Origin of the sequence: Sutterella sp. (assembly GCF_030539355.1) — a bacterium.
GTDB lineage: Bacteria > Pseudomonadota > Gammaproteobacteria > Burkholderiales > Burkholderiaceae_F > Sutterella.
This window is the reverse complement of record NZ_JAUNSF010000014.1, coordinates 1-24,902: the sequence shown is the minus strand read 5'-3', so window position 1 is coordinate 24,902 and position 24,902 is coordinate 1. Positions and strand designations below refer to the sequence as shown.

General features: G+C 66.7%; 22 protein-coding genes. 12 read left to right on the top strand and 10 right to left on the bottom strand.

Features of this window, described 5'->3' with window-relative positions:
- Positions 1-41 precede the first annotated feature (41 nt).
- The gene (locus Q4F91_RS04125; protein WP_303334831.1) at positions 42-554 is read right to left on the bottom strand and encodes a DNA-deoxyinosine glycosylase; all 513 of its coding nucleotides are present in this window, start codon (positions 552-554) and stop codon (positions 42-44) included.
- A 451-nt stretch (positions 555-1,005) separates the two neighbouring features.
- Here Q4F91_RS04125 and Q4F91_RS04120 point away from each other — a divergent pair, with 451 nt between their 5' ends.
- Positions 1,006-1,941 (top strand): DMT family transporter, encoded by a 936-nt coding sequence (locus tag Q4F91_RS04120; RefSeq protein WP_303334829.1) that lies wholly within the window; start codon positions 1,006-1,008, stop codon positions 1,939-1,941.
- On the opposite strand, the gene Q4F91_RS04115 is transcribed toward Q4F91_RS04120, so the two are convergent.
- From Q4F91_RS04115 to Q4F91_RS04100, 4 genes are read right to left on the bottom strand one after another with little or no spacing between them, the layout of a single operon-like run.
- Positions 1,938-2,252, bottom strand: a complete 315-nt coding sequence (locus tag Q4F91_RS04115) for a hypothetical protein (RefSeq protein WP_303334827.1) — start codon at positions 2,250-2,252, stop codon at positions 1,938-1,940. The genes Q4F91_RS04120 and Q4F91_RS04115 overlap by 4 nt on opposite strands.
- Positions 2,252-2,785, bottom strand: coding sequence for a hypothetical protein (locus tag Q4F91_RS04110; protein ID WP_303334825.1), 534 nt, complete (start codon positions 2,783-2,785; stop codon positions 2,252-2,254). The genes Q4F91_RS04115 and Q4F91_RS04110 overlap by 1 nt, the downstream gene beginning before the upstream one ends.
- Positions 2,782-3,276: a hypothetical protein gene (locus Q4F91_RS04105; protein ID WP_303334823.1), complete on the bottom strand. Its 495-nt coding sequence runs from the start codon at positions 3,274-3,276 to the stop codon at positions 2,782-2,784. The genes Q4F91_RS04110 and Q4F91_RS04105 overlap by 4 nt, the downstream gene beginning before the upstream one ends.
- The gene (locus Q4F91_RS04100) at positions 3,273-3,830 is read right to left on the bottom strand and encodes a hypothetical protein (RefSeq protein WP_303334822.1); all 558 of its coding nucleotides are present in this window, start codon (positions 3,828-3,830) and stop codon (positions 3,273-3,275) included. The genes Q4F91_RS04105 and Q4F91_RS04100 overlap by 4 nt, the downstream gene beginning before the upstream one ends.
- A gap of 245 nt (positions 3,831-4,075) precedes the next feature.
- Between Q4F91_RS04100 and Q4F91_RS04095 the strand changes: the two genes are divergently transcribed.
- The 3 genes from Q4F91_RS04095 (at position 4,076) to Q4F91_RS04085 (ending at position 8,114) form a co-directional block, all read left to right on the top strand.
- Positions 4,076-5,413, top strand: a complete 1,338-nt coding sequence (locus Q4F91_RS04095) for a phosphatidylserine decarboxylase (protein WP_303334820.1) — start codon at positions 4,076-4,078, stop codon at positions 5,411-5,413.
- Positions 5,414-5,470: 57 nt separating this feature from the next.
- Positions 5,471-7,324, top strand: a complete 1,854-nt coding sequence (locus Q4F91_RS04090) for a sensor histidine kinase (RefSeq protein WP_303334818.1) — start codon at positions 5,471-5,473, stop codon at positions 7,322-7,324.
- A 145-nt stretch (positions 7,325-7,469) separates the two neighbouring features.
- Positions 7,470-8,114 carry a response regulator transcription factor gene (locus Q4F91_RS04085; RefSeq protein WP_303334816.1) on the top strand — a complete coding sequence of 215 codons (645 nt, stop codon included), beginning with the start codon at positions 7,470-7,472 and terminating at the stop codon, positions 8,112-8,114.
- 47 nt (positions 8,115-8,161) lie between these two features.
- Here the strand turns inward: Q4F91_RS04085 and Q4F91_RS04080 are convergent, their stop codons facing one another.
- A complete protein-coding gene (locus tag Q4F91_RS04080; RefSeq protein ID WP_303334814.1) occupies positions 8,162-9,769 on the bottom strand; it encodes a carboxylesterase/lipase family protein in 1,608 nt (535 codons plus the stop codon).
- A gap of 220 nt (positions 9,770-9,989) precedes the next feature.
- Here Q4F91_RS04080 and Q4F91_RS04075 point away from each other — a divergent pair, with 220 nt between their 5' ends.
- The 8 genes from Q4F91_RS04075 (at position 9,990) to Q4F91_RS04040 (ending at position 19,914) form a co-directional block, all read left to right on the top strand.
- Positions 9,990-11,477, top strand: coding sequence for a flavocytochrome c (locus Q4F91_RS04075; RefSeq protein WP_303334812.1), 1,488 nt, complete (start codon positions 9,990-9,992; stop codon positions 11,475-11,477).
- Between the two features lie 787 nt (positions 11,478-12,264).
- The gene (locus Q4F91_RS04070) at positions 12,265-13,602 is read left to right on the top strand and encodes a circularly permuted type 2 ATP-grasp protein (RefSeq protein ID WP_303334810.1); all 1,338 of its coding nucleotides are present in this window, start codon (positions 12,265-12,267) and stop codon (positions 13,600-13,602) included.
- A gap of 38 nt (positions 13,603-13,640) precedes the next feature.
- A complete protein-coding gene (locus Q4F91_RS04065) occupies positions 13,641-14,330 on the top strand; it encodes an alpha-E domain-containing protein (RefSeq protein ID WP_303334808.1) in 690 nt (229 codons plus the stop codon).
- Between the two features lie 52 nt (positions 14,331-14,382).
- Entirely contained in the window at positions 14,383-15,177 is a 795-nt protein-coding gene (locus Q4F91_RS04060; protein WP_303334806.1) for a transglutaminase family protein, read from the top strand.
- A 97-nt stretch (positions 15,178-15,274) separates the two neighbouring features.
- Entirely contained in the window at positions 15,275-16,459 is a 1,185-nt protein-coding gene (locus tag Q4F91_RS04055) for a M14 family metallopeptidase (protein WP_303334804.1), read from the top strand.
- Positions 16,459-17,400: a M14 family metallopeptidase gene (locus Q4F91_RS04050; protein WP_303334802.1), complete on the top strand. Its 942-nt coding sequence runs from the start codon at positions 16,459-16,461 to the stop codon at positions 17,398-17,400. The genes Q4F91_RS04055 and Q4F91_RS04050 overlap by 1 nt, the downstream gene beginning before the upstream one ends.
- 299 nt (positions 17,401-17,699) lie before the next feature.
- The gene (gene ilvD, locus Q4F91_RS04045; RefSeq protein WP_303334800.1) at positions 17,700-19,358 is read left to right on the top strand and encodes a dihydroxy-acid dehydratase; all 1,659 of its coding nucleotides are present in this window, start codon (positions 17,700-17,702) and stop codon (positions 19,356-19,358) included.
- A gap of 121 nt (positions 19,359-19,479) precedes the next feature.
- Positions 19,480-19,914: an MmcQ/YjbR family DNA-binding protein gene (locus tag Q4F91_RS04040; protein ID WP_303334798.1), complete on the top strand. Its 435-nt coding sequence runs from the start codon at positions 19,480-19,482 to the stop codon at positions 19,912-19,914.
- Between the two features lie 5 nt (positions 19,915-19,919).
- Here Q4F91_RS04040 and Q4F91_RS04035 read toward each other — a convergent pair whose 3' ends face one another.
- From Q4F91_RS04035 to Q4F91_RS04020, 4 genes are read right to left on the bottom strand one after another with little or no spacing between them, the layout of a single operon-like run.
- Entirely contained in the window at positions 19,920-20,651 is a 732-nt protein-coding gene (locus Q4F91_RS04035) for an HAD family phosphatase (RefSeq protein ID WP_303334796.1), read from the bottom strand.
- A 23-nt stretch (positions 20,652-20,674) separates the two neighbouring features.
- On the bottom strand, positions 20,675-22,120 hold the full coding sequence (locus tag Q4F91_RS04030; protein ID WP_303334794.1) for a flavocytochrome c: 1,446 nt from the start codon (positions 22,118-22,120) through the stop codon (positions 20,675-20,677).
- Positions 22,117-22,761, bottom strand: a complete 645-nt coding sequence (locus tag Q4F91_RS04025) for a response regulator transcription factor (RefSeq protein WP_303334792.1) — start codon at positions 22,759-22,761, stop codon at positions 22,117-22,119. The genes Q4F91_RS04030 and Q4F91_RS04025 overlap by 4 nt, the downstream gene beginning before the upstream one ends.
- Complete coding sequence (locus Q4F91_RS04020) at positions 22,758-24,785, bottom strand: PhnD/SsuA/transferrin family substrate-binding protein (protein WP_303334790.1); 2,028 nt, start codon at positions 24,783-24,785, stop codon at positions 22,758-22,760. The genes Q4F91_RS04025 and Q4F91_RS04020 overlap by 4 nt, the downstream gene beginning before the upstream one ends.
- Between the last annotated feature and the right edge of the window lie 117 nt (positions 24,786-24,902).

Below are 24,902 nucleotides of genomic sequence, written 5' to 3'. Positions count from 1 at the left end.
CCCTTCCTGAGAGGTGAACAACCTCCTCGCGGCGAGGCCCGTCAGCGGGTGAGCGCCGGGCCCCAGAGGGCTATCAGGGCGTCAAGCGAAAAGCGCGCGTTCGCGGGTGACGTGGAGGGGAGCGCCACGACCTCGATCGAGGCGGCCTGGGCCGTGGTGAGCGCGGGCGCGCCGAAGCGGCGCCACATCTCGGCGGCCTTCCCGCCGTTCAGAATCACCCTTTTGAGGGTCGGATGGGTTTCAATCAATTCGCCCACGGGGTTGGGAAGGGGGCGAAGAATAGCAGAATCAAGACTCCCCGTGCGTTCGCAGCTTCCGATCGTATCCCAGAGCGCGATGCCGCCCGCGCGGATTCTGTCGAGTCTCTCTTCGTAGGAGAGGAGCGGATCGAAGGAGAGCACCGTCCCGAGCACCGGCCAGAAGCGGTTGCGCGGGTGTGCATAATAAGCCTGCGCCGCAAGCGAGGCCTCGCTCGGCATGCTGCCGAGAATGAGCACACGGGGGGATTCCCCGATGACGGGGGCGAGCCCCTGAAGCCGTCCGTCCGAAGTCATTGGTTTTCGGTTCTTATTCTTTCAGGCGAGTCCGGACGGAGCGGCCGGTCGTGCCGGTCACTTGAGGAGCAGGTCGACGCCCACGTCGCACACGCCGCCGATGCACCAGCCCATGCCCTTGAGGACCATGGCGAGCAGGATGAGGAACAGCAAGAAGAGAAAAAGACGTGCCCATGGCTTGGGAGCGCGGTTCTGATTGTTTGTTGAATTTGTCATCATCTTCTTCGGGAGGAACAGGCCCTTTCGAATGAGATCAAAATCAAGGCGTTCTCCCGACCTCCTTTCAATTTCAATTTATCACAAAGTTCAAACAGTGTGATATCCGAAGACTCTCACCGAGCCTGCGGCTGATGCTCCGGCGCATCACTTCCGACCATGGAGCGGGGCTATCATTGACCCCGTCCGCCCGGCCGGACTCCTCAATAAAAGTGTCCCTGTTTTCCCAATTCAAATGAAGAAAGCCTTCCTGGAGCTCCATCTCTCCGTCCTCCTCGCCGGATGGACGGGCATCTTCGGCAAGCTCCTCTCGCTCTCGCCCGGCCTCATCGTCTTCTGGCGCATCGTCTTCGCCGGCGCCCTCCTCTGGGCGTTCCTGGCGCTGCGCCGCTCGATCGAGCCCGTCGTGAGGCGCGACCGCATCGGCATCGCGCTCGTCGGCGCGCTGCTCATGCTGCAGTGGACGCTCTTCTACGCCTCGATCAAGGCATCGAACGTATCCATCGCGATCGTCGCCTTCTCCTCGATCGGCTTCTTCACCGCGATCTTCGAGCCGCTGATGACCCATGGACGGATCAGCCTGAAGGAGATCGCGTTCTCGGTGCTCACCCTGATCGGCATCTCCTTCATCTTCCACTTCGACACGCAGTACCGCACGGGCATCATCCTCGGCCTCGTGAGCGCGGCGGGCGCCGCGGTGCTCGCCATTCTCTTCCGTCACTACAAGGCGAAGTACCGCGCGACCACCGTGATGAGCTGGCAGTTGGTCGGCGGCTTCGTCGCCGCCTGCGCGCTCATGCCCCTCTACCGCTGGCTCGCCCCGCCCGAGCCCTTCACGCCGCAGGGAATCGACTGGCTCTACATGCTCATCTTCTCGTCCTTCTGCACGATCGGCATGTACCTGCTGCAGATCCAGTCGCTCGAGAAGATCTCGGCCTTCACGGTGAACCTCACCTACAACCTCGAGCCCGTCTACTCGATCATCCTCGCGATGATCATCTTCGGCGAGGCCCGTGACCTCGGCTATTCCTTCTACCTCGGCCTCTGCTGCATCGGCGCCTCGGTGCTGCTGCAGACCTGGTCCGTGGTGAGGCTGCAGAGAAAAGCCACGGCCGCGCAGAAGCGCAGGGCCGCGGCCGAATTGCAGAAATCAGGCGGGGAGACGGCCTAGCCGTCCCCGTGGCTGCGGTTCCAGTCGCGCACGAACCTGCGCGCGGTGCCGCAGAGGAAGCCGAGCTGGTAGAAGCGCCCGGCCATGGTGCGGATGATGCCCTCGATGTCCACGGGCGGGAGCTTCTCGAGGATGTAGCCCTGGAGCTCCTCGCGGAGCACCTCCTCGGGCGGGCGGTTTCTCATCTCGGAAACCGCATGGAGCGCACGCATCGCCTCGGGCGAGAGCCCGCGGTAGATGCGTGCGATCGCCTCCTCGCGCAGCTTCGCCTCAACCGCGGCGCGGGCGCGGTCCTCAATCTCGCCGGCCATCAGTCGTCACCTCCGAAGTCCTCGTCGTCGGGCGCGCCGGCGAAGAGGTTCGCCCAGCGTCCGGCGAGGATCACCGCGGGCTCGCTCTCCGCGGCGCCGGCGGCGGGCCAGCCCGCGTCGAGCGCGGCGAGGATGAGTCCGCTCGCCTCGCGCGTGAAGAGGCGCCCCGCCTCGGCGATGATCACCTCGTCGCCGACGGGAAGCTGCAGCGCCAGGCGCGTGCCGAAGGTGCGGAGCAGTTCGTTCGCGAGTCCCTCGGGATGCCAGTGCTCGAGAATCTCGAAGTGACGGCTTCTCCCGGAGAACGTGGCGCCGAGCCAGTCGGCGAGCTTTTCGTTCGCGGCCTCGAGCTCCTCGGCGCTCATGTCGCCGGCGCGGAAGGCCTCGAGGCGCTTGGCGAGATTGCGGATCGCCTGACGGAAGATCCCGTCTACGATGTCAATGGCGCCGAGGCTCGGCTTCTGCTCCGCCTCGGAGCTGAAATCATGGCAGCCGCCCCCGCAGCGCGGCCTGCATCCTGTGCTGCATCTCATGAGAGCTCTCCACGGGCGGTGAGCCTCGCGGCCCACTTCGTTCCGAATTCAGCGATGGTGCTGTCCATCAGGTCGTTGGTGAGACTGGGGCTGCGCCAGAGCGCGCGCAGCGTCGAGTAGGTGTCGGAGAGGAAGCTCCTTGCCGCCTCGACCATGAGCGCACGCGGATTGCCTCCGCGGGTGGAGCCCGCCGGAAGGTGCGCGAAGAGCCCGGGCTCGCGCTCGACGAGCGCTTCGAGCAATTCCGGGCCGGGCTTCGGCATCCCGGGCGAGGTCTCGAGCCTGATGCGCTCGTGCTCTCCCATCAGGATCTGCGCGAGCATGCGCACGGTCGCGTCATCGCGGTCCGCGGCTTCCTCGGGCCTGATCTTCTTCTCGCGGACGTCGCGCACGTTGGCGACGACGCCGAGGCAGATGCCGGCGAGAAAGCCCGGCAGGTTCTCGTCATTGAGAACGCAGTTCTCAGGCGCCTTTTCCGTCGCTTCGGTCATTCCCCGTCCTCCGCGTCGCCGTCGCAGCCGAGAATCCGCTCCGCCCACTCGGTGAGCCAGTCGTAGGTCTCGTCGCTCACGAGGAAGACGTGGATCGCGTCGTCGTCAACCACGGCGTACTTCCCCAGATGCTCAGGGTTCTCGAACCACAGGTCCGCGCGCTCGAGCAGTTCCTCGAAAAACACGTTCACCGCGAGCGTGAGGAGCGCCGAGGGCTCGCGGAACATGGTCTGCTCCTCGGCGGTCATAACCGAGATGCGGCGCTCGAGATCCGGACGGAGGCGCTCCGCGGCGCCGGCGACGGTGAAGCCCTCGGGCAGATCAACGATGTCGCTCGTCTCCTCGAAGAGCGCCGCGAGGCCGAAGACGATCTCGGCGACGGCGTTCTCCGCCTCGTCACCGTGCTCGGCGGGATTGAGATAGATGATGCGCAGGAAGTCCGAGGCGGCGCAGCTGAAGAGCTCAGCGGCGGCGCCGGGATCGGCGAGGCTCGGACGCACGGCGAGCGCGCCCTCGGCGGCTCCGTCGGGAGCCATGGAACGGGAGTCAGTCATCGGAATTCTTCGATCCGGAAGGCTTGGTGTCTGTGCGCCTCTCCACAAGCGGCGGAACCACGGCCGGAGAGGTCAACCGATAAATTATACGGAGCGGGCGCAGGCGCCCCATTGAGCTTTTCCGGAGCGATGTCCCGCGGCCCGGCCTCCTCCTTTTCGGGGCCCGCTGCGCTCATTAAAATTTCATCTCTATGCTCCTTTCCCCGGGAGCCCCGCTTCAACCTGCAGCCCGGAAATCCCTCGTCATGAACCTCCGCCTTCCCGCCCGTTCCCTCACGCTCGTCGCCTCCCTCGTTGCGAGTGCGTTCCTCGCCGGATGCGCCGCTCCCGCCGCCGACTACCTCGCCCCTCCGGTCACGGGCGTCTCCTCGGACACGCGGCTCACGGACCGGGCGCATGAGGAGGTGACGCGGGACCTGATCGCCATCACGGCGCACAGCCTGGAGCTTCGCGTCGCGCTCGCGGCCTCGATCGAGGCCGCGAAGGCCGAGAACCCCGATCCGGAGACGAATCCGGTGCAGTCGCTCGAGGCGTACTGGGACTACATCGACTGGGCCGCGAAGGCCATGCCGTGGTCGATCCTGCCCGGCGTCGAGAAGCGCCATCCGAAGCTCTACGACCGCATCGACCAGAGCCTCAACTATTTCTACTACCTCAACGACCGGCCGCTCAAGATGTACGAGGGCCGCGGCCTCTACCGCCCGACCGTGCAGTACGCCGAGCCCTACCGCTCCTGGCTCATCAGCTTCACGACGCGCTGGGGCGAGTTCCTCAACACGACCGGCTCGTGGAGCGACGCGAACCTCGCGGTCGCGCGCGAGGACGCCCGCTTCCGCCTCGACACGGGCGACTACGAGGATCCGAAGAACTGGAAGACCTTCAACCAGTTCTTCGCGCGCTACCTCGCCGACCCGTCGAAGCGCCCCATTGCCTCGCCCGAGGACGACAGCGTCCTCACATCGCCCGCTGACTCCACGCCGCAGGGCATCTGGCGCATCGACGAGAAGAGCAACATCGTCCCGCGCAAGGAGAACGAGGCTGACCTGCGCATCAAGTCGGGCGTCTTCAGCTCCGTCTCCGCGCTTCTCGAGGGCAGCGAATACGCCGACGCCTTCGCGGGCGGCACGCTCACGCACACGTTCCTCGACGTCTACGACTATCACCGCTATCACTTCCCCGTCTCGGGCACGGTGCGCGAGGTGGTCGTGATCCCCGGTGACGACGCCGTGGGCGGCTGGATCGAGTGGGATCCGAAGGAAGGCCGCTACCTCCTCGAGGCCGACACCCCGGGCTGGCAGATGATCGAGACGCGCGCCGCAGTGATCGTCGAGACCGAGAGCCACGGACTCGTGGCGATCCTGCCGATCGCGATGAGCCAGGTGTCATCCGTCTGCTTCGAGGACACGGTGAAGCCGGGCGCGAAGGTGAAGAAGGGCGACATGCTCGGCACGTTCCTCTTCGGCGGCAGCGACATCGTGATGATCTTCCAGAAGGGCGTCTCGTTTGAGCTCGCCGGGAAACCCGATGCCGAGGGCGGCTATCCGCACATCTTCATGGGCGAGCACTTCGGCACGCTGCGCTGAGAGCGCCCGCCGGGGGGCGTGCTCACCGTGAACACGCCCTCTCCTCCCTGAACGCCCATGCGTCTTCAGCTGATCCGCACGATCCTCCTCACACTCCTCGCGGCATGCGCCGCGGGGAGCCCGGCCGCGGATGACGTCGTCCGCTTCGGGCTCCTCGACATCGAGCGCGAGGCCACCTACGGCGACCGTCGCGACAATGTCCAGGCCTCGACCGTGGACTACCTGCGCGGCGCCTGCCCGACGCTTCAGTTCGAGGTGAAGACCTACGACATCATCGGGCTGCGCGAGGCGATTCACGCGGGCGAGGTCGACGCCTTCCTCTCGAGCTCCGGGTTCTTCGTCGAGTTCTGGCAGCACGGCGCGAAGGACCTCGCCACGCTCGTCTCCACGGACTTTCCCGATCCCAACCAGTGCGTGGGCGGGAGCTTCATCGTGAGCGCCGACAAGCCCGGCCGCCTCACGATCGATGACCTCCAGGGCCTGCGGGCGACGGCCCCGAACCCGCAGAACTTCATGGCGTTCCAGATCGGCATGGCCGAGATCGCCCGGCGCGGCTACGACCCGCGGAAGTTCTTCTCCTCGGTCAGTTACACGGGCAACGACCTCCGCGAGGTTCTGAGACGCGTCGCCTCGGGCGAGGCAGACGTGGGACTCGTGCGCGCCTGCATCCTCGAGAGTCTCGAGCAGCGCATGCCGGAGCTTCAGGGGAAGCTCCGCGTAGTCGAGCCCGCGGCCGCGGGGAGCCTGCGCTGCGCCGTCTCGACGCGCCTCTATCCGGGCTGGACCGTGGCGGTCACCGCCGGCATCCGCCCGCAGACGGCGGAGCTCATCGCCCGGGCGCTCCTCAACCAGCCCGCGACGGCCGAGGGCGGCTATCACTGGTCGGTCGCGACCGACTTCAAGAGCGTGAACGAGGTCTTCCGGCTGCTGAAGACCGGCCCCTACGCCTACCTCTCGGAATGGACTTTGAAGGGCTTCCTCGTCCGGTACTGGCCGTGGTTCGCCGTGCTCGCGCTTGGTCTCCTCTTCTGGATCCTGCACTGGCTTCGCGCCGAGTCGCTCGTGAAGAAACGCACGGCGGAACTGAACGCCGCGCTCGAGCGCGAGGAGGCGCTCCACCGCCAGGCGATCGGCGCCGCGGAGGAGTCGGAGCGGCTCCTGCAGCTCGGCGTCGTGAACGAACTCTCCTGCATCTATGCGCACGAGATGGCGCAGCCGCTCACGAGCATCGGCTACCTCGCCCGGACGCTGAGGACGCTCTGCGGCCGCGAGCCCGTCAACCGCGAGCTCATCGGCCGGTGCGCCAAGAAGATCACCGCGGACCTCGCGGCCGCCCAGGCGATCCTCGCCCGCGTGCGCCGCTACGCCAAGGCGCCGATCCGCCGCAGCGACCCCGTGGACCTCACGGCGCTCACGTGCGAAGTGGCCGAGAGCGTGCGCCGGCTCAATCCGGGGACGCCCCTCACCGTCGAGGCCGCGGAGAACGTCACCGTCCGGGGCGACGCGCTCGAGCTCTCGATCCTCGTCCTCAACCTCCTCAAGAACGCCGCCTCCGCCGCTTCGGCCCTGAAGGGCGACGTGTCCGTCACGCTTGGAACGGTCGAGAGCGACGGGAAGCCCTTTGCGCGTCTTGTCATCCGCAACATCGGCACGAAGCTCTCCGTGACGCCCTTCGCCGAAAGGATGCTGATCCGCAGCGACCCGGACGCCGCCGCATCCGCGGACGCGAAGCCGAGGAGCGGCCTCGGCCTGGGGCTCCTCATCGTGCAGTCGATCGTGCGCGCGCACGGCGGAACCTTCGAGACCTCGAGCGTGCCGATCGCCGAGGGGGAGACGCCCGAGCGCATCACAATCACCGTGACGCTCCCGCTCGCCAAACCCGACGAGAGTGTGGAAGCCGAAGAGCACTGAACGGTCTCCGACATGCGCGCGCATGTTGGTCCTGCTCAGAAATGCGTCAATCAGTCCGCCGCCGCCCTGCCCGATTCGCACGGGACGAGCCTTCGGCATGCTTCAATATGTCTCAGGCCAACATTCCACACGGAGCTCAAACGCCATGCCCGAAACCAGCCTCGACACGATCAGGGAGAACGTCCTTGTGCGCATCGTCGACGACGACCCGGAGATCCGCGAGACGCTCTCGCTGATGCTCGAGACCGAGGGCTGGCGGACCGCCGCCCACCCGAGCGCCGAGGCGATGCTCGTCGCCGACCAGCCGAGCATGCCCGGCGTCGTGCTGCTCGACATCCAGATGGACGGCATGTCGGGGCTCGACCTGCAGATCGAGATGACCGAGCGCGGCTATGCGCTGCCGGTGATCTTCGTCACCGGCCACGCCAACGTGGAGGTCGCCGTGGATGCGATGCGCCGCGGCGCCTGGGACTTCCTGCAGAAGCCCGTGGATCCCGAGCGGCTTCTCTCCTCCATCGAGTCCGCCGCGGCCTCGAGCTATGCGGAGTCCTTCCACGAGCTCTCGGATCCCGAGATCCGCTCGGCCCTCTCCGAGCTCACCGAGAGGCAGCGCGAGGTGCTCGTGCATCTGCTCGCCGGCGAGCACGTGCGCGTGATCGCCGACCGCCTCGGCATCAGCCTGAGAACCGTGCAGGGGCACCGCGTGACGATCTACCGCAAGTTCGGCATCCACAGCTTCCACCAGATGGACGCCATGCGCGAGCGCATCCTCGCCGCGGCCGGCTCCTGACGCCCGAGGCCTCCGTCACCGGAGGCCTCTTCCATATTCAATATTGATCAGCGGCGGTCAGGTACGGCGAGCCGCTCGAAAGCCCAGGGATCGGTCACTTCGTGCGACCGGTCGCTGAAGCTCATCGACCGGCGGCTCTGCAGACTGAAGGGCGCCCACGGCGCGCGTCCCGTCTTCGCGAACTCTGCCCAGGCGCCGTGCATGTCGCGCACGAGCGAGGCGGGCGGCTCGGTGCCGACCGAGGCGACGGCGCGCGGCGCCTTCACCGTCCCGAAGACGAAGGGCACGTCCGTCGTGTGCGCGGCGCCGAGCTTCGCACCGCTCTTTCCCGTGACCGGGCTCTCCCAGTCGAAGCTGTAGGCCCAGACATCCGCGCCGCCCGCGGCGAGGCTCTCAAGGAGCCGCACGCAGGGCATGCGGAAGATCACGTCGCTCTGAATCTGCGCGAACCGGTCGCCGGGGGAGGTTCCTCGGCCCGCACGGGCGTAGGACTCGGAAAGCGAGGCGGGGAGCCTCGCGCCGTCAAGGAGCCGTGCGACAGCCCCTTCGTCGATCCGGTCGATCTGACCGTTCGGCACGATGTACCAGCGCCACTCGGAATGCGTGGAGCCGGCGATCACGCGCAGCCCGGCGGCCGCGCCCCTGGCGAGCGCATCCACCGGGCGCTCGGGCATGAGGTCCCCGTCCACCCAGCCCTTGAAGAGCGAGGTGTTGCCGCAGGTGAAGCGCGCCCATTCGCGGTCTCCCGCGAGCTTTCCGGCGAGCGGCCGGAAGTCGGCGAGCTTCTCAATGGGAAGACTCATCAGCGCCTCGCGCGCGGGCTCGACGCCGAGCGCATCGCAGACGTATCTGGCAGCGCGGTCGGCCTGTTCGTCCGAGATCCACTGTGCCACGGCCGACGGGCTCTGGATGATCGCGCCGGCGAGAAGCCCCTTTGCGAGCGGCGAGGCGATGACGTCGACGAGATGCGTGCCCCCCGCGGACTGCCCGAAGGCGGTGATGCGCCGCGGGTCACCGCCGAAGGCGGCGATGTTCTGCTTCACCCACCTGAGGCCCGCGATGATGTCGCGGTTGCCGAGATTCGAATCGCCGCCCTTCACCTTCATGAAGCCGTCCACGTTCACGCGGTAGGCGAGCGTGACGAGAATCACGCCGTCGCGGGCGAAGGCCGTGCCCTCGAAGCGCGCGTCGTTCTGGTCGCAGTTGATGGAGCCCCCGCCCGGCACCCAGACCATCACCGGAAGATTCCCTCCTTCCGCAGGCGCCCAGATGTTGAGGCAGAGCGGACCGTCGCCACCCTTCATCCTCGGCTCGCTGGGCTTCGCCGTGCGCGCAGGCTGGAGCGGAACCGATCCGTACGCCATGCAGTCGACGGTCTCCTCGAACCGCTCGAAAGGCTCGGGGGCGAGGAAGCGCCGCACGGGCTCGTACGGGTTCTTCATGAAGGGGATGCCGAGGAAGACGCGCACGCCCGGCTCCCCGGGACGAATGAACCCGCGGAACCTGCCCGCGGGCGCATCGGCGACAGTGGTCTCAAGCGCGTCCCCGGGGAGCGCCGTCCGTTCCTTTTGAGCTGCGGTGCAGCCCGTGATCGCGGGCACGGCCGCGGCGGCGCCGAGCGCGGCGCAGTCCTTCAGAAGCTCTCTTCTCTGCATCAGTTCTTCTCCTTCACCGGGCTCACGCCCGACTGATGCCGCTGATCGTAAAAGCGCGGCGAAGATGTCGTCATTCTTTCTCGCGCTCCCTTGAGGTCACCCAACATGCGCGCGCATGTTCGCCGACGAGAATGTCGGCATCCGGACGAAAGCCTCGGACCACGGGCTTTCCGACACGAACCGGAACAGAACGAAAGACCATTACGAAGGAGAGACTTCCATGACCGACAAACGCATCAACCGCCGCAGCATGCTCAAGATGGCCGGCGCCGGCACGGCGCTCGCCGCCGCCTCGGGCTTCGCCCGTGCGCAGTGCGCGCCCGGGATCGTCTGGGACGAGACCCACGAGATCATCGTGGTCGGCTCGGGCGGCGCGGGCATGGCCGCCGCCGTCAAGGCCGCCCAGAAGGGCGCGAAGGACGTTGTCGTGCTTGAGAAGCTCGCCTTCACGGGCGGCAACACCCTGGTCTCCCAGGGCTTCATGAACGCCTCCGACCCGGTCCGCCAGCCCCGCCAGGGCATCAAGGACAGCCCCGAGAATCACATGAAGCAGACGCTCGCCGCCGGCGACTTCCGCGGCGACCCCGAGCGCGTGCGCGTGCTCTGCGAGAACGCCTACGGCGCGGTCACGTGGCTCGAGAGCCTCGGCATGAAGTTCAAGGACAACGTGATCCAGATCTTCGGCGCGCTCTACCCGCGCTCGCACATCCCGGCGCTGCCTAAGGGCCAGGGCTACGGCACGATCCTCTCGAAGGCCGCCAAGGACCTCGGCGTCAAGGTTCAGACGGGCGTCTCGGTCACCGAGATCATCCGCGAGCGCCCGTTCGAGGGCGACGTGCTCGGCGTGAAGGTCACGAAATCCGGCAAGAGCCGCTATATCCGCGCCACGCGCGCCGTGGTGCTCGCCGCCGGCGGCTTCGGCGCGAACAAGTACCTGCGCGAACTGCATGATCCGCGCGTCAGGGGCCTCGGCACCGACAACCTCCCGGGCAGCACCGGCGAGGTGGCGATGGCCGCGGTCCGCGTCGGCGGCTACCTCGTCGGCATGGACTTCATCCAGTCCACCCCGGGCGCCCCGGCCGGCAAGAAGATGAAGCTGCTGCTGAACTTCAACGTGAACGGCTCGATCTACGTCGACAAGCGCGGCAACCGCATCGTCAACGAGGGCGAGCGCCGCGACGTGATCCGCGACGCGGTGCTCGGCACCCCTGAGCGCTATGCCTACACGGTCTGCGACAACGAGAACTTCGAGAGCTATGACGAAGTGAACCGCAAGGCCATCCACGAAGGCATCAAGATCAACGAGGCCTGGACGGCCCCGACGATCCGCGAGCTCGCCGAGAAGATGGGCGTTGACCCGGACGGCCTCGAGAAGACGATCGACCGCTACAACAACGTGTTCGTGAAGAACGGCCGCGACGACGACTTCCAGAAGACCGCCGTCAACCTCACCAAGCGCATCGAGAAGGGCCCCTTCTGGGCCTGCTACACCGGCATGACCGTGCACCACACGATGGGCGGCCTCAACACGAACACGCGCGCGCAGTGCCTCGACTGGCAGGGCAATCCTATTCCGCGCCTCTATGCCGCGGGCGAGATCACCGGCGGCATCCACGGCACGAACCGCGTCGGCGGCAACGCGATCCTCGACCTCTTCGTCTTCGGCCAGATCGCGGGCGAGAACGCCGCGGCCGAGAAAATCGCCTGATCATCTCCCTGGCTGACGGCCGGTTCCCTCCTCCCGATTGACCGGGGCCGGCCGTCACCGAAACTTTCACTCTTCTGCACTCTCCTTTGTGGACATGGCATTCCGGCCGCTCCCGGCCGGGATGCCTTTTTTTCGTGTGCAGGCGCCAGGCGCAGATAAAAAATCCCGCAGCAGACCCGAGACGGTGGAGGTTGGGAGGGGCTGCTGCGGGTTAACAAAGCAGAGACTGTTCATCAGTGACGAACTGCAGCCGCGAGCGCCTGGATGCTTCACGCGAGGAGGCTCAGAGAAGCGTGAAGCGCGCTCAAGAAGGGGGAAGCGGCCGTCCGCGCGGGGCGCGGGTCTCTGCTCAACTCCTATTTTATCTGCGATCGCAGCAAATTCCTTCTCCATCAGGGAATTCCCTGCGGCATTACGGGCCCCTATTCCGGCCTTATTTTGCGTCGGCTCAAGTTTTCGTTGGATTTCCTCGGGATGTTCTCGTTTTCACTCTTGCGTCACTTTGGTTTTCTGAAGCATCCTGATAATTCAACGTTCTTCGAAGCGCTCTCGTCAGTCCATGGAGCAGCGCCCCCGCCTCCCGCATTCCCGTTTTCGGGAATCAGCAGACACGCACCGCACATATTTGGTGCACTAAACTGACTGCTGGATTCAAACTGGTGCACACACACCCTCTCTCGCGCCCCGATCTGGATCCTCCTCGTCAACCCGGCAGGAAAATTCAGGCACGCCTATTGCTTGAATTCATCCATCCCCCTCCTGCCTGCACCATCCCGAGGCGAATTTCATGGACTCTCTCATTGAGAACACCGACCGAATCAACGAGCTTCTTTCGCGCTATGGCGTGAAGTTCGGGCTCTACAAGAACGGCGAGTTTCACGAACAGCTTTTTCCCTTCGACTCCATTCCCCGCGTCATCAAGGCCGATGAATGGGCCCGGCTTTCGCGCGGGCTCGAGCAGCGCGTCGCCGCTCTGAATGCGTTCCTCGCGGACATCTACGGTCCGAAGCGCATCATCAAGGACGGCGTGATCCCCGAGGACTTCGTCTACTCCTCGTCCGGATTCCTGCAGCCCTGCGACGGCGTCACGCCTCCGGGCGGCGTCTGGGCGCACATCGCCGGCATTGACCTGGTCCAGGGCAAGGACGGCCACTGGTACGTCCTCGAGGACAACCTGAGGATCCCCTCGGGCGCCTCCTACCCGGTGATCGCCCGCGAGCTCTGCCGCCGCGCCTCGCCCGAGACCTTCCGCCGCGAGCGCGTGCTCGAGAACCGCGTCTATCCGAAGATGCTCGCCGAGATGATGCAGAGCGTCTCCACCGACGGCATCAGCGTCATCATGACGCCGGGCCGCTACAACGCCGCGTTCTTCGAGCACAGCTACCTCGCCGAGAAGACCGGCTTCGCGCTCGCGACGAACGACGACCTCTTCGTCGAGAACAACGAGCTCTGGTTCCGCGACTACGCCCAGGGCGCCGTCAAGGTCGGCGCGATCTACCGCCGCATCTCCGACGAATATCTCGACCCGCTCTGCTTCCTGCCGGAGAGCCTCATCGGCATCCCGGGCATCATGGACGCCTACCGCGCGGGCAACGTCGCCATCATCAACGCGCCGGGCAACGGCGTCGCCGATGACAAGGGCATCTATTACTTCGTGCCGAAGATGGTCAAGTACTACCTCGGCGAGGAGCCGATCCTCGAGAACGCTCCGACCTACCTGCCCTTCTACGAGAAGGACCGCGAGTACGTGCTCGCCAACCTCGAGAAGCTCGTCATCAAGGACGTCTCCGAGGCAGGCGGCTACGGCGTCGTCTTCGGCCGCGACATGGACGAGAAGACGCTCGAGGCCTGGCGCGAGCGCATCAAGAAGGAATCGCGCCGCTTCATCGTCCAGGAGGTGATCGACTTCATCGACCTGCCTGTGGCCGTCGAGAGCGAGTCCGGCACCGAGGTTGTTCCGCGCAAGGCTGACCTGCGCGCCTTCGTCCTCACGGGCGCCGACGGCCCGAAGGTCTGGCCGAGCGGCCTGACGCGCTTCTCGCGCGTCGAGGGCAGCTTCGTCGTCAACTCCTCCCAGGGCGGCGGCTTCAAGGACACCTGGGTCGAAGCGCCCAGGGCGCTCTGAGAACTGCGCGAAGAACCTCCACCGGACGGAATTAGAAAATGAACCACACTCATGCCATTTCAGCCGAACAGGCTGACCGCCTTCGCTGGCTCGGCCGCTACACCGAACGCGTCGGAAGCACGATGCGCATCGTGAACCGCTTCCTTGACGTGATGATCGACGGCGACGGCAGCGCCTACACGGGCTTCTGCGACCGCCTCTCGATCCCGCACGCCATCTACAAGGACGCGGCCGACTTCGAGCAGAGCTACCTCTACGACGCCAAGAACCCCGACTCGATCTACTCGAACCTTTCGCGCGCCTATGACAACGCGCTCGTGCTGCGCAGCTTCATCTCCTCGGAGACGCTCTCCTTCATCCAGATGTCGCTCAACCGCCTCGAGAGCCTGAGGGGCGCCCGCTCGGCCTTCCTCGAGACGCAGCAGATCATCGACTGGATCCTCGCCTTCTGGGGCAGCCTCGAGGAGACGGTGCTCGACCCGCAGCGCCGCGCCCTCATCCTGATCGGCAAGTACATCGAACGCCTCGACCTCGAGCTGCGCCTCGAGATCCCCGTCTCCGAGATGCGCGTCACGCTCCAGCGCCTGCTCATCTACATGGACCGCGTCGGCGGTCTGAGGAAGACCAAGACCCGCGCGGCGCTCGAGCGTCTCGAGGACCTCTTCCTCAAGCCCGACCTCTCAGCCTCCGAGCGCGCCGAGGCGATTGATCTCATCAACGAGATCTGATCCCCCAAGGCCCGAGACCCCCGCAAAGGCTATCCCGACCCCGAGGTGTCCCTTGAAAGTAGCATTCAGTCTGGAAACCACCTACACGTTCGAACCTGCAGCCGAAGGCCATGTCTTCAGGCTGCGGGCCTCGCCGCCCTCCTGCAACCGCCAGCGCGTGATCAGCGCGAGTCTGACGGTGAGCCCGGCCGCGTTCTGCGCGGAGCTCGTCGAGCCTCCGTTCGGCAACCGCGTCTTCACGGGCAGGATCGACGACGAGCACTCGACATTCCACTTCCATTCGAAGGGCCTCGCCCTGGTGCTTCCCGACCGCTATGACACCGTTCACGGGCCGGGATGGCTCGCCTACCCCTCGATGCTCACGAGGCCGGGCGAGACGCTCGAGGCGCTCTCGAAGACCCTCGGGAGCCTCCCCGACGACATCGAGCTTCAGATCGACCGCATCCTCGCCTGCGCCCACGGCGCGCTCACGTACGAATCGGGCAGCACCTCGACGGCGACGACCGCCGAGGAGGCGCTCCGCTCCGGCCGCGGCGTCTGCCAGGACTATGCGCACGTGATGCTCGCGCTCCTGCGCATGCGGCGCATCTCCTGCCGCTACGTGGCCGGGCTCGTCGCCGGCACGGGCGAGACCCACGCCTGGATCGAGGCCTGGACGGGCGAGCGGTGGCTGCCGCTTGACCCGACCGAGGGCAAGGCCTGCGGCGACACGTACCTCGCACTCGCCCGCGGCGCCGACTTCACGCAGGCGGCGATCGAGCGCGGCGTCTTCTCCCGCGTCCGCATGCAGGCGATCCGCACCACGGCCTCGCTCATCCCCGTCGAGTCCGTCTTCTCCAGGCGCTGAACGGCACCAAGACCGAAAAAGCGCTGCAAACTGAACACCCATCAACCCGAACATGCTTGAGAACATCGTTTCCTTTCGCCTCCCGGTAGCCGAGCGGATGCAGATCCGCCGCAACCGCTGGCAGCCCGAGGGCACGACGGCCGAGGAGGCGAAGAAGCTTCCCCGCCTCTGTGTCGTCACCGGCACCCACGGCGACGAGCTTGAGGGCCAGTACGTCTGCTGGCTCATGAACCGCGCGATCGCCGCGCATCCGGAGTACCTCACCGGCATCGTCGACATCTACCCGGCGCTCAACCCGCTCGGCGTTGACACGATCACCCGCGGCATCCCGCGCTTCGATCTCGACATGAACCGCATCTTCCCCGGCGACGCCCGCGGCACCACCGAGGAAGTCATCGCCGCGAAGATCGTCGCGGACATGGCCGGCGCCTCCTGCGTCGTCGACATCCACGCCTCGAACATCTTCCTGCGCGAGATCCCGCAGGTCCGCGTGAACGTGAACACGGCCGAGAAGCTCGTTCCGCTCGCGAAGACCCTCAACTGCGACTTCATCTGGGTGCATGCGGCCGCGACCGTCCTTGAGAGCACGCTCGCCTGGTCGCTCAACTCGATCGGCACGCCCTGCCTCGTCGCTGAGATGGGCGTCGGCATGCGCATCACGAAGGACTACGGCGAGAAGATGCTCGCGGGGCTCCTCAATCTCGCGAAGACCCTCGGCATCTGGAAGGGCCCGGTCGAGAAGGTGACCGAGCCGATCGTCTCCACCGACGGCCGCGTGGGCTTCATCAACGCCAACGCCGCCGGCATCTTCATCCCCGAGATCGAGCACTGGATGAGCCTCAGGAAGGGCGACCTCCTCGGCATCGTCACCGATCCCGTCACCGGCGAGGTTCTCGAGGAGGTGCGCAGCCCCTCGAACGGCCTCGTCTTCACGCTGCGCGAGTACCCGGTCGTGAACCCGGGCTCGCTCCTCGCCCGCATCCTTGACGTCGACAGCGAGGCGGCGAAGAAGGCCGCGGCGAAGTCTGCGAAGGCCGCGGCGGAAAAGGCCGCTCAGAAGAAGGAAACGACGGACAAGGCCGCGGAGCCCGCCGCGCCGAAGCCGAAGCGCGCTCCCTGCCGCCGCAGGGCGAAGGCCGCCGCTCCTGAGGCCGCTGAAGTGAAGCAGGCGCAGGCCCCCGAGGCCGCGAAGGCCCCGGCCGCTCCTGCGGCTGAAGCGAAGCCCGCCAAGGCCGCGCCGAAGCGCGCCGCGAAGCGTCAGACCGTGAAGAAGGAGGCGTGATGAAGAAGATTGAAGTTTTCCGCATGCCGAGCCTTCACCGCGAGCCGCTCGTGATCACGGGCTTTGTGTTCGGCTCGGGCGAGAAGAACACGGTGATCGTGGGCCCGACGCGCGGCAACGAAGTCCAGCAGCTCTACATCTGCTCGAAGCTCGTCAAGATCCTCAAGGAGATCGAGGCCGCCGGCAAGTTCCTGCCCGGCAAGACCGTCGAGGTCGTCCCGGTCCTCAACCCTAGCTCGATCAACATCGGCAAGCGCTTCTGGGCGATGGACGGCACGGACATCAACCGCATGTTCCCGGGCTACAGCGAGGGCGAGACCACGCAGCGCATCGCCGCGGGCATCTTCAAGCACCTCCAGGGCTGGAAGAACGGCATCCAGCTCGGCTCCTACTACCTGAGAGGCGACTTCGTCACGCACGTGCGCATGATGGACACGCCCTACCAGGACGCCTCGACGGGCGACGCCTTCGGGCTGCCGTTCGTGATGAAGCGCATCCCGACGCCGATCGACACGACGACGCTCAACTACAACTGGCAGATCTGGAACACGCGCGCCTTCTCGATGCTCACGCAGTCGACGGGCCACATTGACGAGGCGAGCGCCGAGGAGGCCATCAACGCGATCCTGCGCTACCTGGTCGCCGAGAAGGCGATCAAGCTCGACATCCACCCGGGCTACCAGTCGGTGCACATCGCCGAGCCTGACCTCGCCGCCATCCGCGCGCCGCGCGCGGGCATCTTCCGCCCGCTCGTCAACCCTGCGGACTACGTGGCCAGGGACAGCCTGGTCGGTCTCATCATTGACCCGCTCACGGGCGAGACGCTCCGCGAGGTGCGCTCCGGCCGCGTCGAGGGCACGGTGTTCTTCGCCTACCGCGAGCCCCTCGTGATGGAGAACCAGCTTCTCTACCGCATCGTGAGGAAGCTCTCCGGGGTCTGATCCGATCGCCCCGAAACCCCTGCGGCTCAGGCCGGAAACGGGCATCTCCCATTCAGCGGGAGGTGCCCTTTTTTCGTGCCCGCGGTGCCGCCGGCGGGAACCGCGGATCACGACTGAGACAGACCGCCTAAGCAAAAACCCCGTTAGTCTTTTTCATTATTTCCAAAAATCATTCAGATAGGTACACTTCAATTCCCTTTCTGCAAAAACACGGCCTTTCCCCGGGCCGTCTGCGGCGAAGACACACACAATCAGAGAACTCAAGGAACACCCAAACCCAGACCAAGGAGCACCCGCTCATGCGTAGCGACCCCTTACACAACGGCATCAACGCCGCCCCGCAACGAGCCCTCTTGAAGGCACTCGGCCTCTGTGACGCCGAAATCGGCAAGCCCCTGATCGGCGTCGTCAGCTCGAAGAACGACATCGTCCCCGGCCACATGAACCTCGACAAGATTGTCGAGGCCGTGAAGCAGGGCGTCTCGCTCGCGGGCGGCGTGCCGATTGTCTTCCCGGCGATTGCGGTCTGCGACGGCCTTGCGATGGGCCACGTCGGCATGAAGTACTCGCTCGTCTCGCGCGAACTGATCGCCGACTCGACCGAGGCGATGGCGATCGCGCATCCGTTCGACGGCCTCGTGCTCGTCGCGGCCTGCGACAAGAACGTCCCGGGCCTGCTCATGGCCGCCGCGCGCCTCAACATCCCCTCGATCGTGATCTCGGGCGGCGCGATGCTCGCCGGTCACTTCGAGGGCAAGCGCGTCTCCTACTCCAACATCTCCGAGGCGGTGAGCGCCTTCCGCACGGGCCGCATCACCCCGATCCAGTTCAAGGATCTCGAGGAGAAGGCCTGTCCGTCCTGCGGCTCCTGCTCGGGCATGTTCACGGCGAACTCCATGAACTGCCTCTCCGAGGTGCTCGGCATGGCGCTTCCCGGCAACGGCACGATCCCGGCGGTCTACTCCGCCCGCCTGCGCCTCGCCAAGGAAAGCGGCATGAAGATCATGGATCTCGTGCGCGACGACATCAAGCCGCGCGACATCATGACCGAGGGCGCCTTCATGAACGCGCTCGCGATGGACATGGCGCTCGGCTGCTCGACCAACTCGATGCTCCACCTCCCGGCCATCGCCCACGAGTGCGGCATCGACCTTGACCTCTCGGTCGCCAATGAGATCTCCGCCCGCACGCCGAACCTCTGCCACCTCGCCCCGGCGGGCAACCACTTCATCGAGGACCTCGACCAGGCGGGCGGCATCTGCGCCGTCATGGCCGAGATCGCCAAGCTCGGCCACATCCGCACCGACCTGATGACCGTCACGGGCAAGACCGTCGGCGAGAACATCGCCGGCGCGAAGATCCTCGACACGAACATCATCCACACCGTCGACGCGCCGATCGCCCCCGAGGGCGGCATCGCCGTTCTGAAGGGCAACCTCGCTCCCGAGGGCTCCGTCGTGAAGCGCTCCGCGGTCGCCCCCGAGATGATGAGCCACAAGGGCCGCGCCCGCGTCTTCGACTGCGAGGAGGATGCCTTGAACGCCATCTACGGCGGCAAGATCGTCGCGGGCGACGTGGTCGTCATCCGCTACGAGGGCCCGAAGGGCGGTCCGGGCATGCGCGAGATGCTCAACCCGACCTCGGCCATCATGGGCTCGGGCCTCGGCAGCTCGGTCGCGCTCATCACGGACGGCCGCTTCTCCGGCGCCACCCGCGGCGCCGCGATCGGCCACGTCTCGCCAGAGGCGGCCGTGGGCGGCCCGATCGCGCTCGTCGAGGAAGGCGACACGATCTCGATCGACATCCCGACGGGCTCGATCCGCGTCGAGGTCTCCGACGAGGTGCTTGCCACCCGCCGCGCCGCCTGGAAGCCGCGCGCCCCGCGCGTAACCACGGGCTACCTCGCTCGCTACGCGAAGCTCGTGAGCTCGGGCTGCACCGGAGCTGTTCTGAGCTGATCCGCTCTCAACTGAGACTCTGACGAAAACGGCATCCGCGGTACAGTTCACTTCGGATGCCGTTTCGTTTCCGGCGGGCAGAGACTCGGCCGGAAACTGCTTCACTGAATTTGAACCCGCCATGACCGTCGAGGAACTCCGCCGCTACGCGCTCACGCTCCCGGGCGCCTGGGACGCGATGCCATTCCGCACCCCGCCCTCGGACCAGTACCGGGTCTTCTATGTCGGAAAGAAGTGGTTCGGGCTCCTCGGCCTCGATGACGCGGACCGCCCCTTCCTCAACCTGAAGTGCGACCCGGCGGAGAGCGAGCGTCTGCGGCGCCTCTACGCCGGCATCACGCCGGCGTGGCATATGAACAAGCGCCTCTGGATCACGGTCCGGCTTGACTCGGACGTGAGCGACGAGGCGATCCGGGAGCTCGTGGCCGCCTCGCACGCGCTTGTCCTCGCGAAGCTTCCTCGTCGCGACCGCGAGGCGATCGAGCGCGGCGAGATGAACGCCGAGGCCGAGGCGGAGCTCTCGGCGCTCGTGAAGGAACGGTTCGGGAAGAACTGAAAGACTCAGCGGCCGGCCTCGGACCTGATGGCCGCGAGCAGATCCGCGTGGGTCTCGAAACGCGCGACGGCCGCGCGGTCAAGCTGCTCGCGCATGGGCTCGGCGTAGCGCTCCGAAATCACCACGGAGTCGATGCCGACCGCGCGGGCACCGACGATGCCGGGAAGCGCGTCCTCAATGACGAGGCACTCCTCCGGCTTCGCGCCGAAGTGCGCCATGATCTTCGTGAAGACCTCCGGGTCGGGCTTCACGTGCTCGACATCGTCGCGCGTGAGGATGAGCTCGAAATTTTCGTTGAGGGGCGCCTCGGCCATGAGCCACTCGTTCTCGGTCGCGTAGGTCACGATGTTCCTGCGGCGGGTGGTCGTCGCGATGGCGAGCGTTTTCCCGAGCGACTTGAGCGTCCGGATCACCTCGCCCGCGCCCGGGCGGTACTTCACGCGGGTTCGCAGGAACTCCTGCGCGAGCTCGTAGCGCTGGTGGTGAATCTCCTCGGGCGTGCCGGGGAGGTCGAAGTCGCGCTTCATCTCGACCATGTACTTCAGGTACGCGTCCGAGCCCTCGCCGTGCCGGCGCATCGCGGAGACGCGCAGCTCACCGGCCTCGTCCTCGGTGAGGTGGACGCGGTCGTTCGAGAGCCTGCGGACGAGCTCCTGATCGACCTGGCTCCAGACGCCGAGCGAGTCGATGAGGGTGCCGTCAAGGTCAAAGATGAGAATGCGTCGGTCGAGAAACATGGTGTTGCTGCGATTCGTGGAAATCAGTTTTTGCGGGAGGCGAACGCCGCTGCGTTGGCGCCTGCGATTCTGCCGAAGACGAAGGCGTCGGTGAGGCCGTTGCCGCCTAGGCGGAAACTGCCGTGCACGCCGCCCGTCGTCTCCCCCGCGGCGTAGAGACCGGGAATTATGCCCTCCTCCTCGCGCTTCACCTCGGCCTCGGGCGTGATGGCGATGCCGCCGCAGGTGTAGTGCACTTCGAACCGTTCGCGGCCGAAGTAGAAGGGCGGCTTCGAGAGGTCCTGCAGGAAGCGGGTGCGCCCGAACTCCGGGTCGGTCTGGGTGTTGGCGGCCTCGTTGTAGCGGGCCATCACCTCGCGGAGCTTCACCGGCTTGATCTTCATGCGGGTCGCGAGTTCATCGAGCGTCTCGGCGCTCTCGACGAGCCCCTGCTGGACCTTCGTCGCGAAGGTCGCGCCCTTGCGGCTTCTCGAGTCCGTGATGACCCAGAATTCCGTGCCACCCGTGCGCGCGAGGTCGTCGAAGACCACGTCCCAGGCGGCGGTCTCGTCGGTGAAGCGGTCGCCGTCGAGCGTGAGGAAGATCTCCGCTCCGGGGTAGTCGAGCACGCGGCCGCCCCAGAAGGGAATCGCCATCAGGTGCTCCATGCCTGTGAGCGCGGCGCCTGCAAGGGTGGCCATGCGGATGCCGTCGCCCGTCGAGGGGTCCTCCGCCATGCGTCCCGGGCTGTAGGTTGTGCCGAGCTCGGAGGGCATCTCCGGCGCCCACCGGGTGCGGAGCGGCAGGCTCGCGCCGAAGCCGCCGGTGGCGATGACGACGCTCCTCGCGGGCCAGGTTTCCGTCTTGTTCGTCGCAGTGGAGCGGGCGACGACGCCCTCGACCGCGCCGGTCCGTCCGAGCAGCAGCCGCTCGCCCCGGGTGCGGTAGTGAACCTCTACGCCGAGCGCGCGGGCATGGGCGAGGAGCTTCGTCACGTACTCCGCGCCGCTTCTCGCCCAGATCGTCTTGTGTGCGCGCGGGAAGACGCCCGTGTAGGCCTCGTAGAGCCTCGGGTCAAACTCGACGCCGCAGCTGCGCAGCCACCGGAGCATGTCCTCGCTGCCGTCAATCATCCGGCTGATGAGATCCGGGTCGCCGAGCTGCCCGCCGCCCTCGAAGGTGTCGCGGAAGAACTGCTCGGGCGAGTCGCGACGCGCCATGCGCGCCTGGCCGTACGGGTCGTAGGCGTTCACCATGCCGGAGCTCACGAGCGTGTGGCCGCCCGCGATCGCGGTCTTCTCAAGAATCGCCACGCGCGCGGCGCCGGCCTCGCGGGCCGAGATCGCCGCGGCAAGCCCTGCGGCGCCGCTTCCGAGCACGATCACGTCATAGGGCGTGTCCGTCACCGGCGCTCCGGTCGCGTGGAGCACGGCGGGACCGAGCGCTCCGGCGGCCGCGATGCCGCAGACGAGTGTTCTGCGCGAGGTCATTGCCCGGCTCCCCCGGCCTCGAGGAGACCGGCGAGCTCGAGGGCCTTCGCCATCGCGACGGCCGAGCGGACGCCCAATTTCTTCGCGGCGTTGCCGCGGTGAAGCTTCACAGTGCCGAGCGAGATGGAGAGCCGGTCGGCGATCTGCTTGTTGAGGAGCCCGGCCGCAACGAGCCTCGCCACCTCGATCTCGCGGTCCGTGAGCGTCGCGGCCTTCTGCGCGAGGTCGGACTGACCGGCGTCGGCGGCGAAGTCCTCGAAGCTCTTCTTCACGGCCTTCTCGACGGCGGCGAGGAGCACGTCGGGCTCGGCGGGCTTCACGAGGAAGTCCATCGCGCCGCGGTGCACGGCCTGCATCGCCATCGGAATGTCGCCGTGGGCGGAGAGGAAGATGATCGGCAGGAGGCTGCCGCGCTCAACGAGCTCAGCCTGCAGCTCCATGCCCGTCATCCCCGGCATGCGGTGGTCAAGCACGAGGCACCCCGGGCGCCTCGGATCGTCCATCTCGAGGAGCGACGCGGCGCTCTGGTAGGCCATCACCTCGAAGCCGCCCATGCGGAGCAGGAAGGCGAGGCTCTTCAGCTGTTCATCATCGTCGTCAACGAGGCGCACCAGGGCCCCGGCTTTCATGTCGTCCGTCATTTATCGTTCTCTCCTTTCCGGGCGTCGTCCGCCTCTTCTGTATCAGTTCCGGTGCCGTCACCCTCATAGGCCTCGATCACCACCTCGGCGCAGATGCCCTCCGTAGGCAGCTGGTAGAAGCGGAGCACGCCGCCGTGACGGTCGGCGATGCCGCGGCAGATCGAGAGTCCGATACCGAGCCCCTCCTGCTTCACGGAGTCGCCGTAGCCCGTGAGACGGGCGAATCCCTCGGGAGTGAGCTTCGGGCCGTTGTCGGTCACGTGCAGGACGAAGCCCGAGTCCTCCCGGGCGAGCGAGACGCTCACGAAGCCGTCGCTGCGCTCGCTCGAGGCATGCGCGGCGTTGCGAATGAGGTTGATCGTGAGGAGCTCGAGCTCGAGCGCGTCGCCGAGCACCGTCGACACCCGGTCGTCCGCCTCGTCGGCGGCGAGACAGGCGCCCGGCGCAACGAGGATCGGCACGCGGCGCGTGTCGTGCCGCATGACGATCATCACGGCGCGGCGGATGACCGCCGTCCAGTCGACGGGCTTCAGGGGCTCGGTGCTCCGCTTCGCGTACCCGCGCACGCGGTTCACGATCGAGGTGATGCGCGCCGTCTCCTCGGCCATGGCGTTCAGAGCCCCCGCGGCGAGCTCGCGGTCCGCGTCCGTGGCGTTACGCCGGGAATTCCAGAGCTTGAGTCCGCCGATGTAGTTCGAGAGCGATGAAAGGGGTTGCTTGAGCTCATGAGCGAACATCGAGCTCATCTGCGAGAGCAGGCCCACGCGCTCGACCGCGGAGAGCTGCTCGCGCGAGACGCGGGCCGCCTCCTCCATGCGGTCGCGCTCGGCGAGCGCGGCGACCAAGTCACGCGTCCTCACCCGAACGAGATAGCGCGAGCGCACGGCGTGGAAGGTGACGAAGCAGAAGAGGATCGCGAAGAAGATGAAGAACTGCGCGTGCCGGCGCACGAACCCCATGACCGTCTGCTCGTCGAGATAGGCATAGGGGCCCCAGTGGAGCGCCTCCATGAGGTTCCTCACGGCCGAGAGGTCGACGCGCGTGCCCCAGCGCCAGCCGTCGATCGCCGGCATGCTGAAGGCGACCGCCGCCACGCGGCGCACCGCGCTGCTCTCCGCGGTCGGGAGGTACCCGAGCGTCCAGTCGACGAAGACCGGGGTGCTCGAACGGCATGCGCCGGGAGTGCCCTCGAGCACCGCCGCGGGCCGGAAGGCCGTCGGGTCGATCGAGCCCTCGACGACGAGACGCTCGTAGGTGCAGAGCGAGATGAGACCCGCCTCGGCGCCGCCCGTGTACACGGTGTTCAGAACCTCGGGAAGATCATGCGGACGCCAGACGGCCGATGAGAAGAACTTCTCCGGGTCAAGGCCCTCTGAGAGGAGGCGCCCGGCGAGCCACTGCCAGGGGCCGAAGGAAACGGAGCTCTCGACGGCGATGCGCGCGCCCTTCAGACTCTCGAGACTGCCGAGGTCATCGCGCTCGGCCTTCACCACGAGAAGGCCGCCGGCGGCGCCGGAGGCGTCCTCGTCGGGCCCCTCGCCGTCGCTGCCAAAGCGCTCGCAAGCGGCGAGCGGCAGCGCCGCGGCCTCGTCCATCAGCGTGACCATGGTGCCTGCGGTGGCGACCGCGAAGGGAATCTTCTCGGTCCTCACGACTTCCGCGAATCCGCGCGAGGGGATGCGCCGGACGATCACGCGCCTCTCCGGGAAGGCGATCTTGAGCGCCTCGACGAGCGGCATGAAGGTGCGCAGGTACACCTCATTGCGCCCGGTCTCCTCCATCGCGAAGACGAAGTCGCCGGGCTCGGCCGCCGAGGCGTCCGCCGGCATGAGATCCGGCTCGACGGAGTCCTCGCGGTACTGCATCGAGCGGACGACATTGAGATTGATGCTCGGGCCGGAGACGATGTCGGGCGTCACCCCGGAATCGGCCGAGGCCGGCCCCGCGGTGAGAAGCATCGCGAGGAGCGGCGCGAGCAGGGCCGCGGCGAAGCGCGGCGCCCCGGGTCTTCGTAGATGGAACACAGGTATTCTGAGAGGATGAGATATTTCCGGGGAGAAGCTTATCAGAGCGCCTCTGGAACCGAAATTGCTGGATTTTCCCGAACACCCGGCCCTCACGACCACTGTTTAAAGAGAAGA

Coding starts and splice junctions, on each gene's coding strand:
- Q4F91_RS04100 (WP_303334822.1), bottom strand. CDS start 3,830: ATGACTGACTCCCGTTCCATGGCTCCCGACGGAGCCGCCGAGGGCGCG.
- Q4F91_RS04075 (WP_303334812.1), top strand. CDS start 9,990: ATGACCGACAAACGCATCAACCGCCGCAGCATGCTCAAGATGGCCGGC.
- Q4F91_RS04025 (WP_303334792.1), bottom strand. CDS start 22,761: ATGACGGACGACATGAAAGCCGGGGCCCTGGTGCGCCTCGTTGACGAC.
- Q4F91_RS04065 (WP_303334808.1), top strand. CDS start 13,641: ATGAACCACACTCATGCCATTTCAGCCGAACAGGCTGACCGCCTTCGC.
- Q4F91_RS04105 (WP_303334823.1), bottom strand. CDS start 3,276: ATGACCGAAGCGACGGAAAAGGCGCCTGAGAACTGCGTTCTCAATGAC.
- Q4F91_RS04080 (WP_303334814.1), bottom strand. CDS start 9,769: ATGCAGAGAAGAGAGCTTCTGAAGGACTGCGCCGCGCTCGGCGCCGCC.
- Q4F91_RS04085 (WP_303334816.1), top strand. CDS start 7,470: ATGCCCGAAACCAGCCTCGACACGATCAGGGAGAACGTCCTTGTGCGC.
- Q4F91_RS04050 (WP_303334802.1), top strand. CDS start 16,459: ATGAAGAAGATTGAAGTTTTCCGCATGCCGAGCCTTCACCGCGAGCCG.
- Q4F91_RS04070 (WP_303334810.1), top strand. CDS start 12,265: ATGGACTCTCTCATTGAGAACACCGACCGAATCAACGAGCTTCTTTCG.
- Q4F91_RS04095 (WP_303334820.1), top strand. CDS start 4,076: ATGAACCTCCGCCTTCCCGCCCGTTCCCTCACGCTCGTCGCCTCCCTC.
- Q4F91_RS04030 (WP_303334794.1), bottom strand. CDS start 22,120: ATGACCTCGCGCAGAACACTCGTCTGCGGCATCGCGGCCGCCGGAGCG.
- ilvD (WP_303334800.1), top strand. CDS start 17,700: ATGCGTAGCGACCCCTTACACAACGGCATCAACGCCGCCCCGCAACGA.
- Q4F91_RS04115 (WP_303334827.1), bottom strand. CDS start 2,252: ATGGCCGGCGAGATTGAGGACCGCGCCCGCGCCGCGGTTGAGGCGAAG.
- Q4F91_RS04035 (WP_303334796.1), bottom strand. CDS start 20,651: ATGTTTCTCGACCGACGCATTCTCATCTTTGACCTTGACGGCACCCTC.
- Q4F91_RS04040 (WP_303334798.1), top strand. CDS start 19,480: ATGACCGTCGAGGAACTCCGCCGCTACGCGCTCACGCTCCCGGGCGCC.
- Q4F91_RS04055 (WP_303334804.1), top strand. CDS start 15,275: ATGCAGATCCGCCGCAACCGCTGGCAGCCCGAGGGCACGACGGCCGAG.
- Q4F91_RS04110 (WP_303334825.1), bottom strand. CDS start 2,785: ATGAGATGCAGCACAGGATGCAGGCCGCGCTGCGGGGGCGGCTGCCAT.
- Q4F91_RS04090 (WP_303334818.1), top strand. CDS start 5,471: ATGCGTCTTCAGCTGATCCGCACGATCCTCCTCACACTCCTCGCGGCA.
- Q4F91_RS04120 (WP_303334829.1), top strand. CDS start 1,006: ATGAAGAAAGCCTTCCTGGAGCTCCATCTCTCCGTCCTCCTCGCCGGA.
- Q4F91_RS04125 (WP_303334831.1), bottom strand. CDS start 554: ATGACTTCGGACGGACGGCTTCAGGGGCTCGCCCCCGTCATCGGGGAA.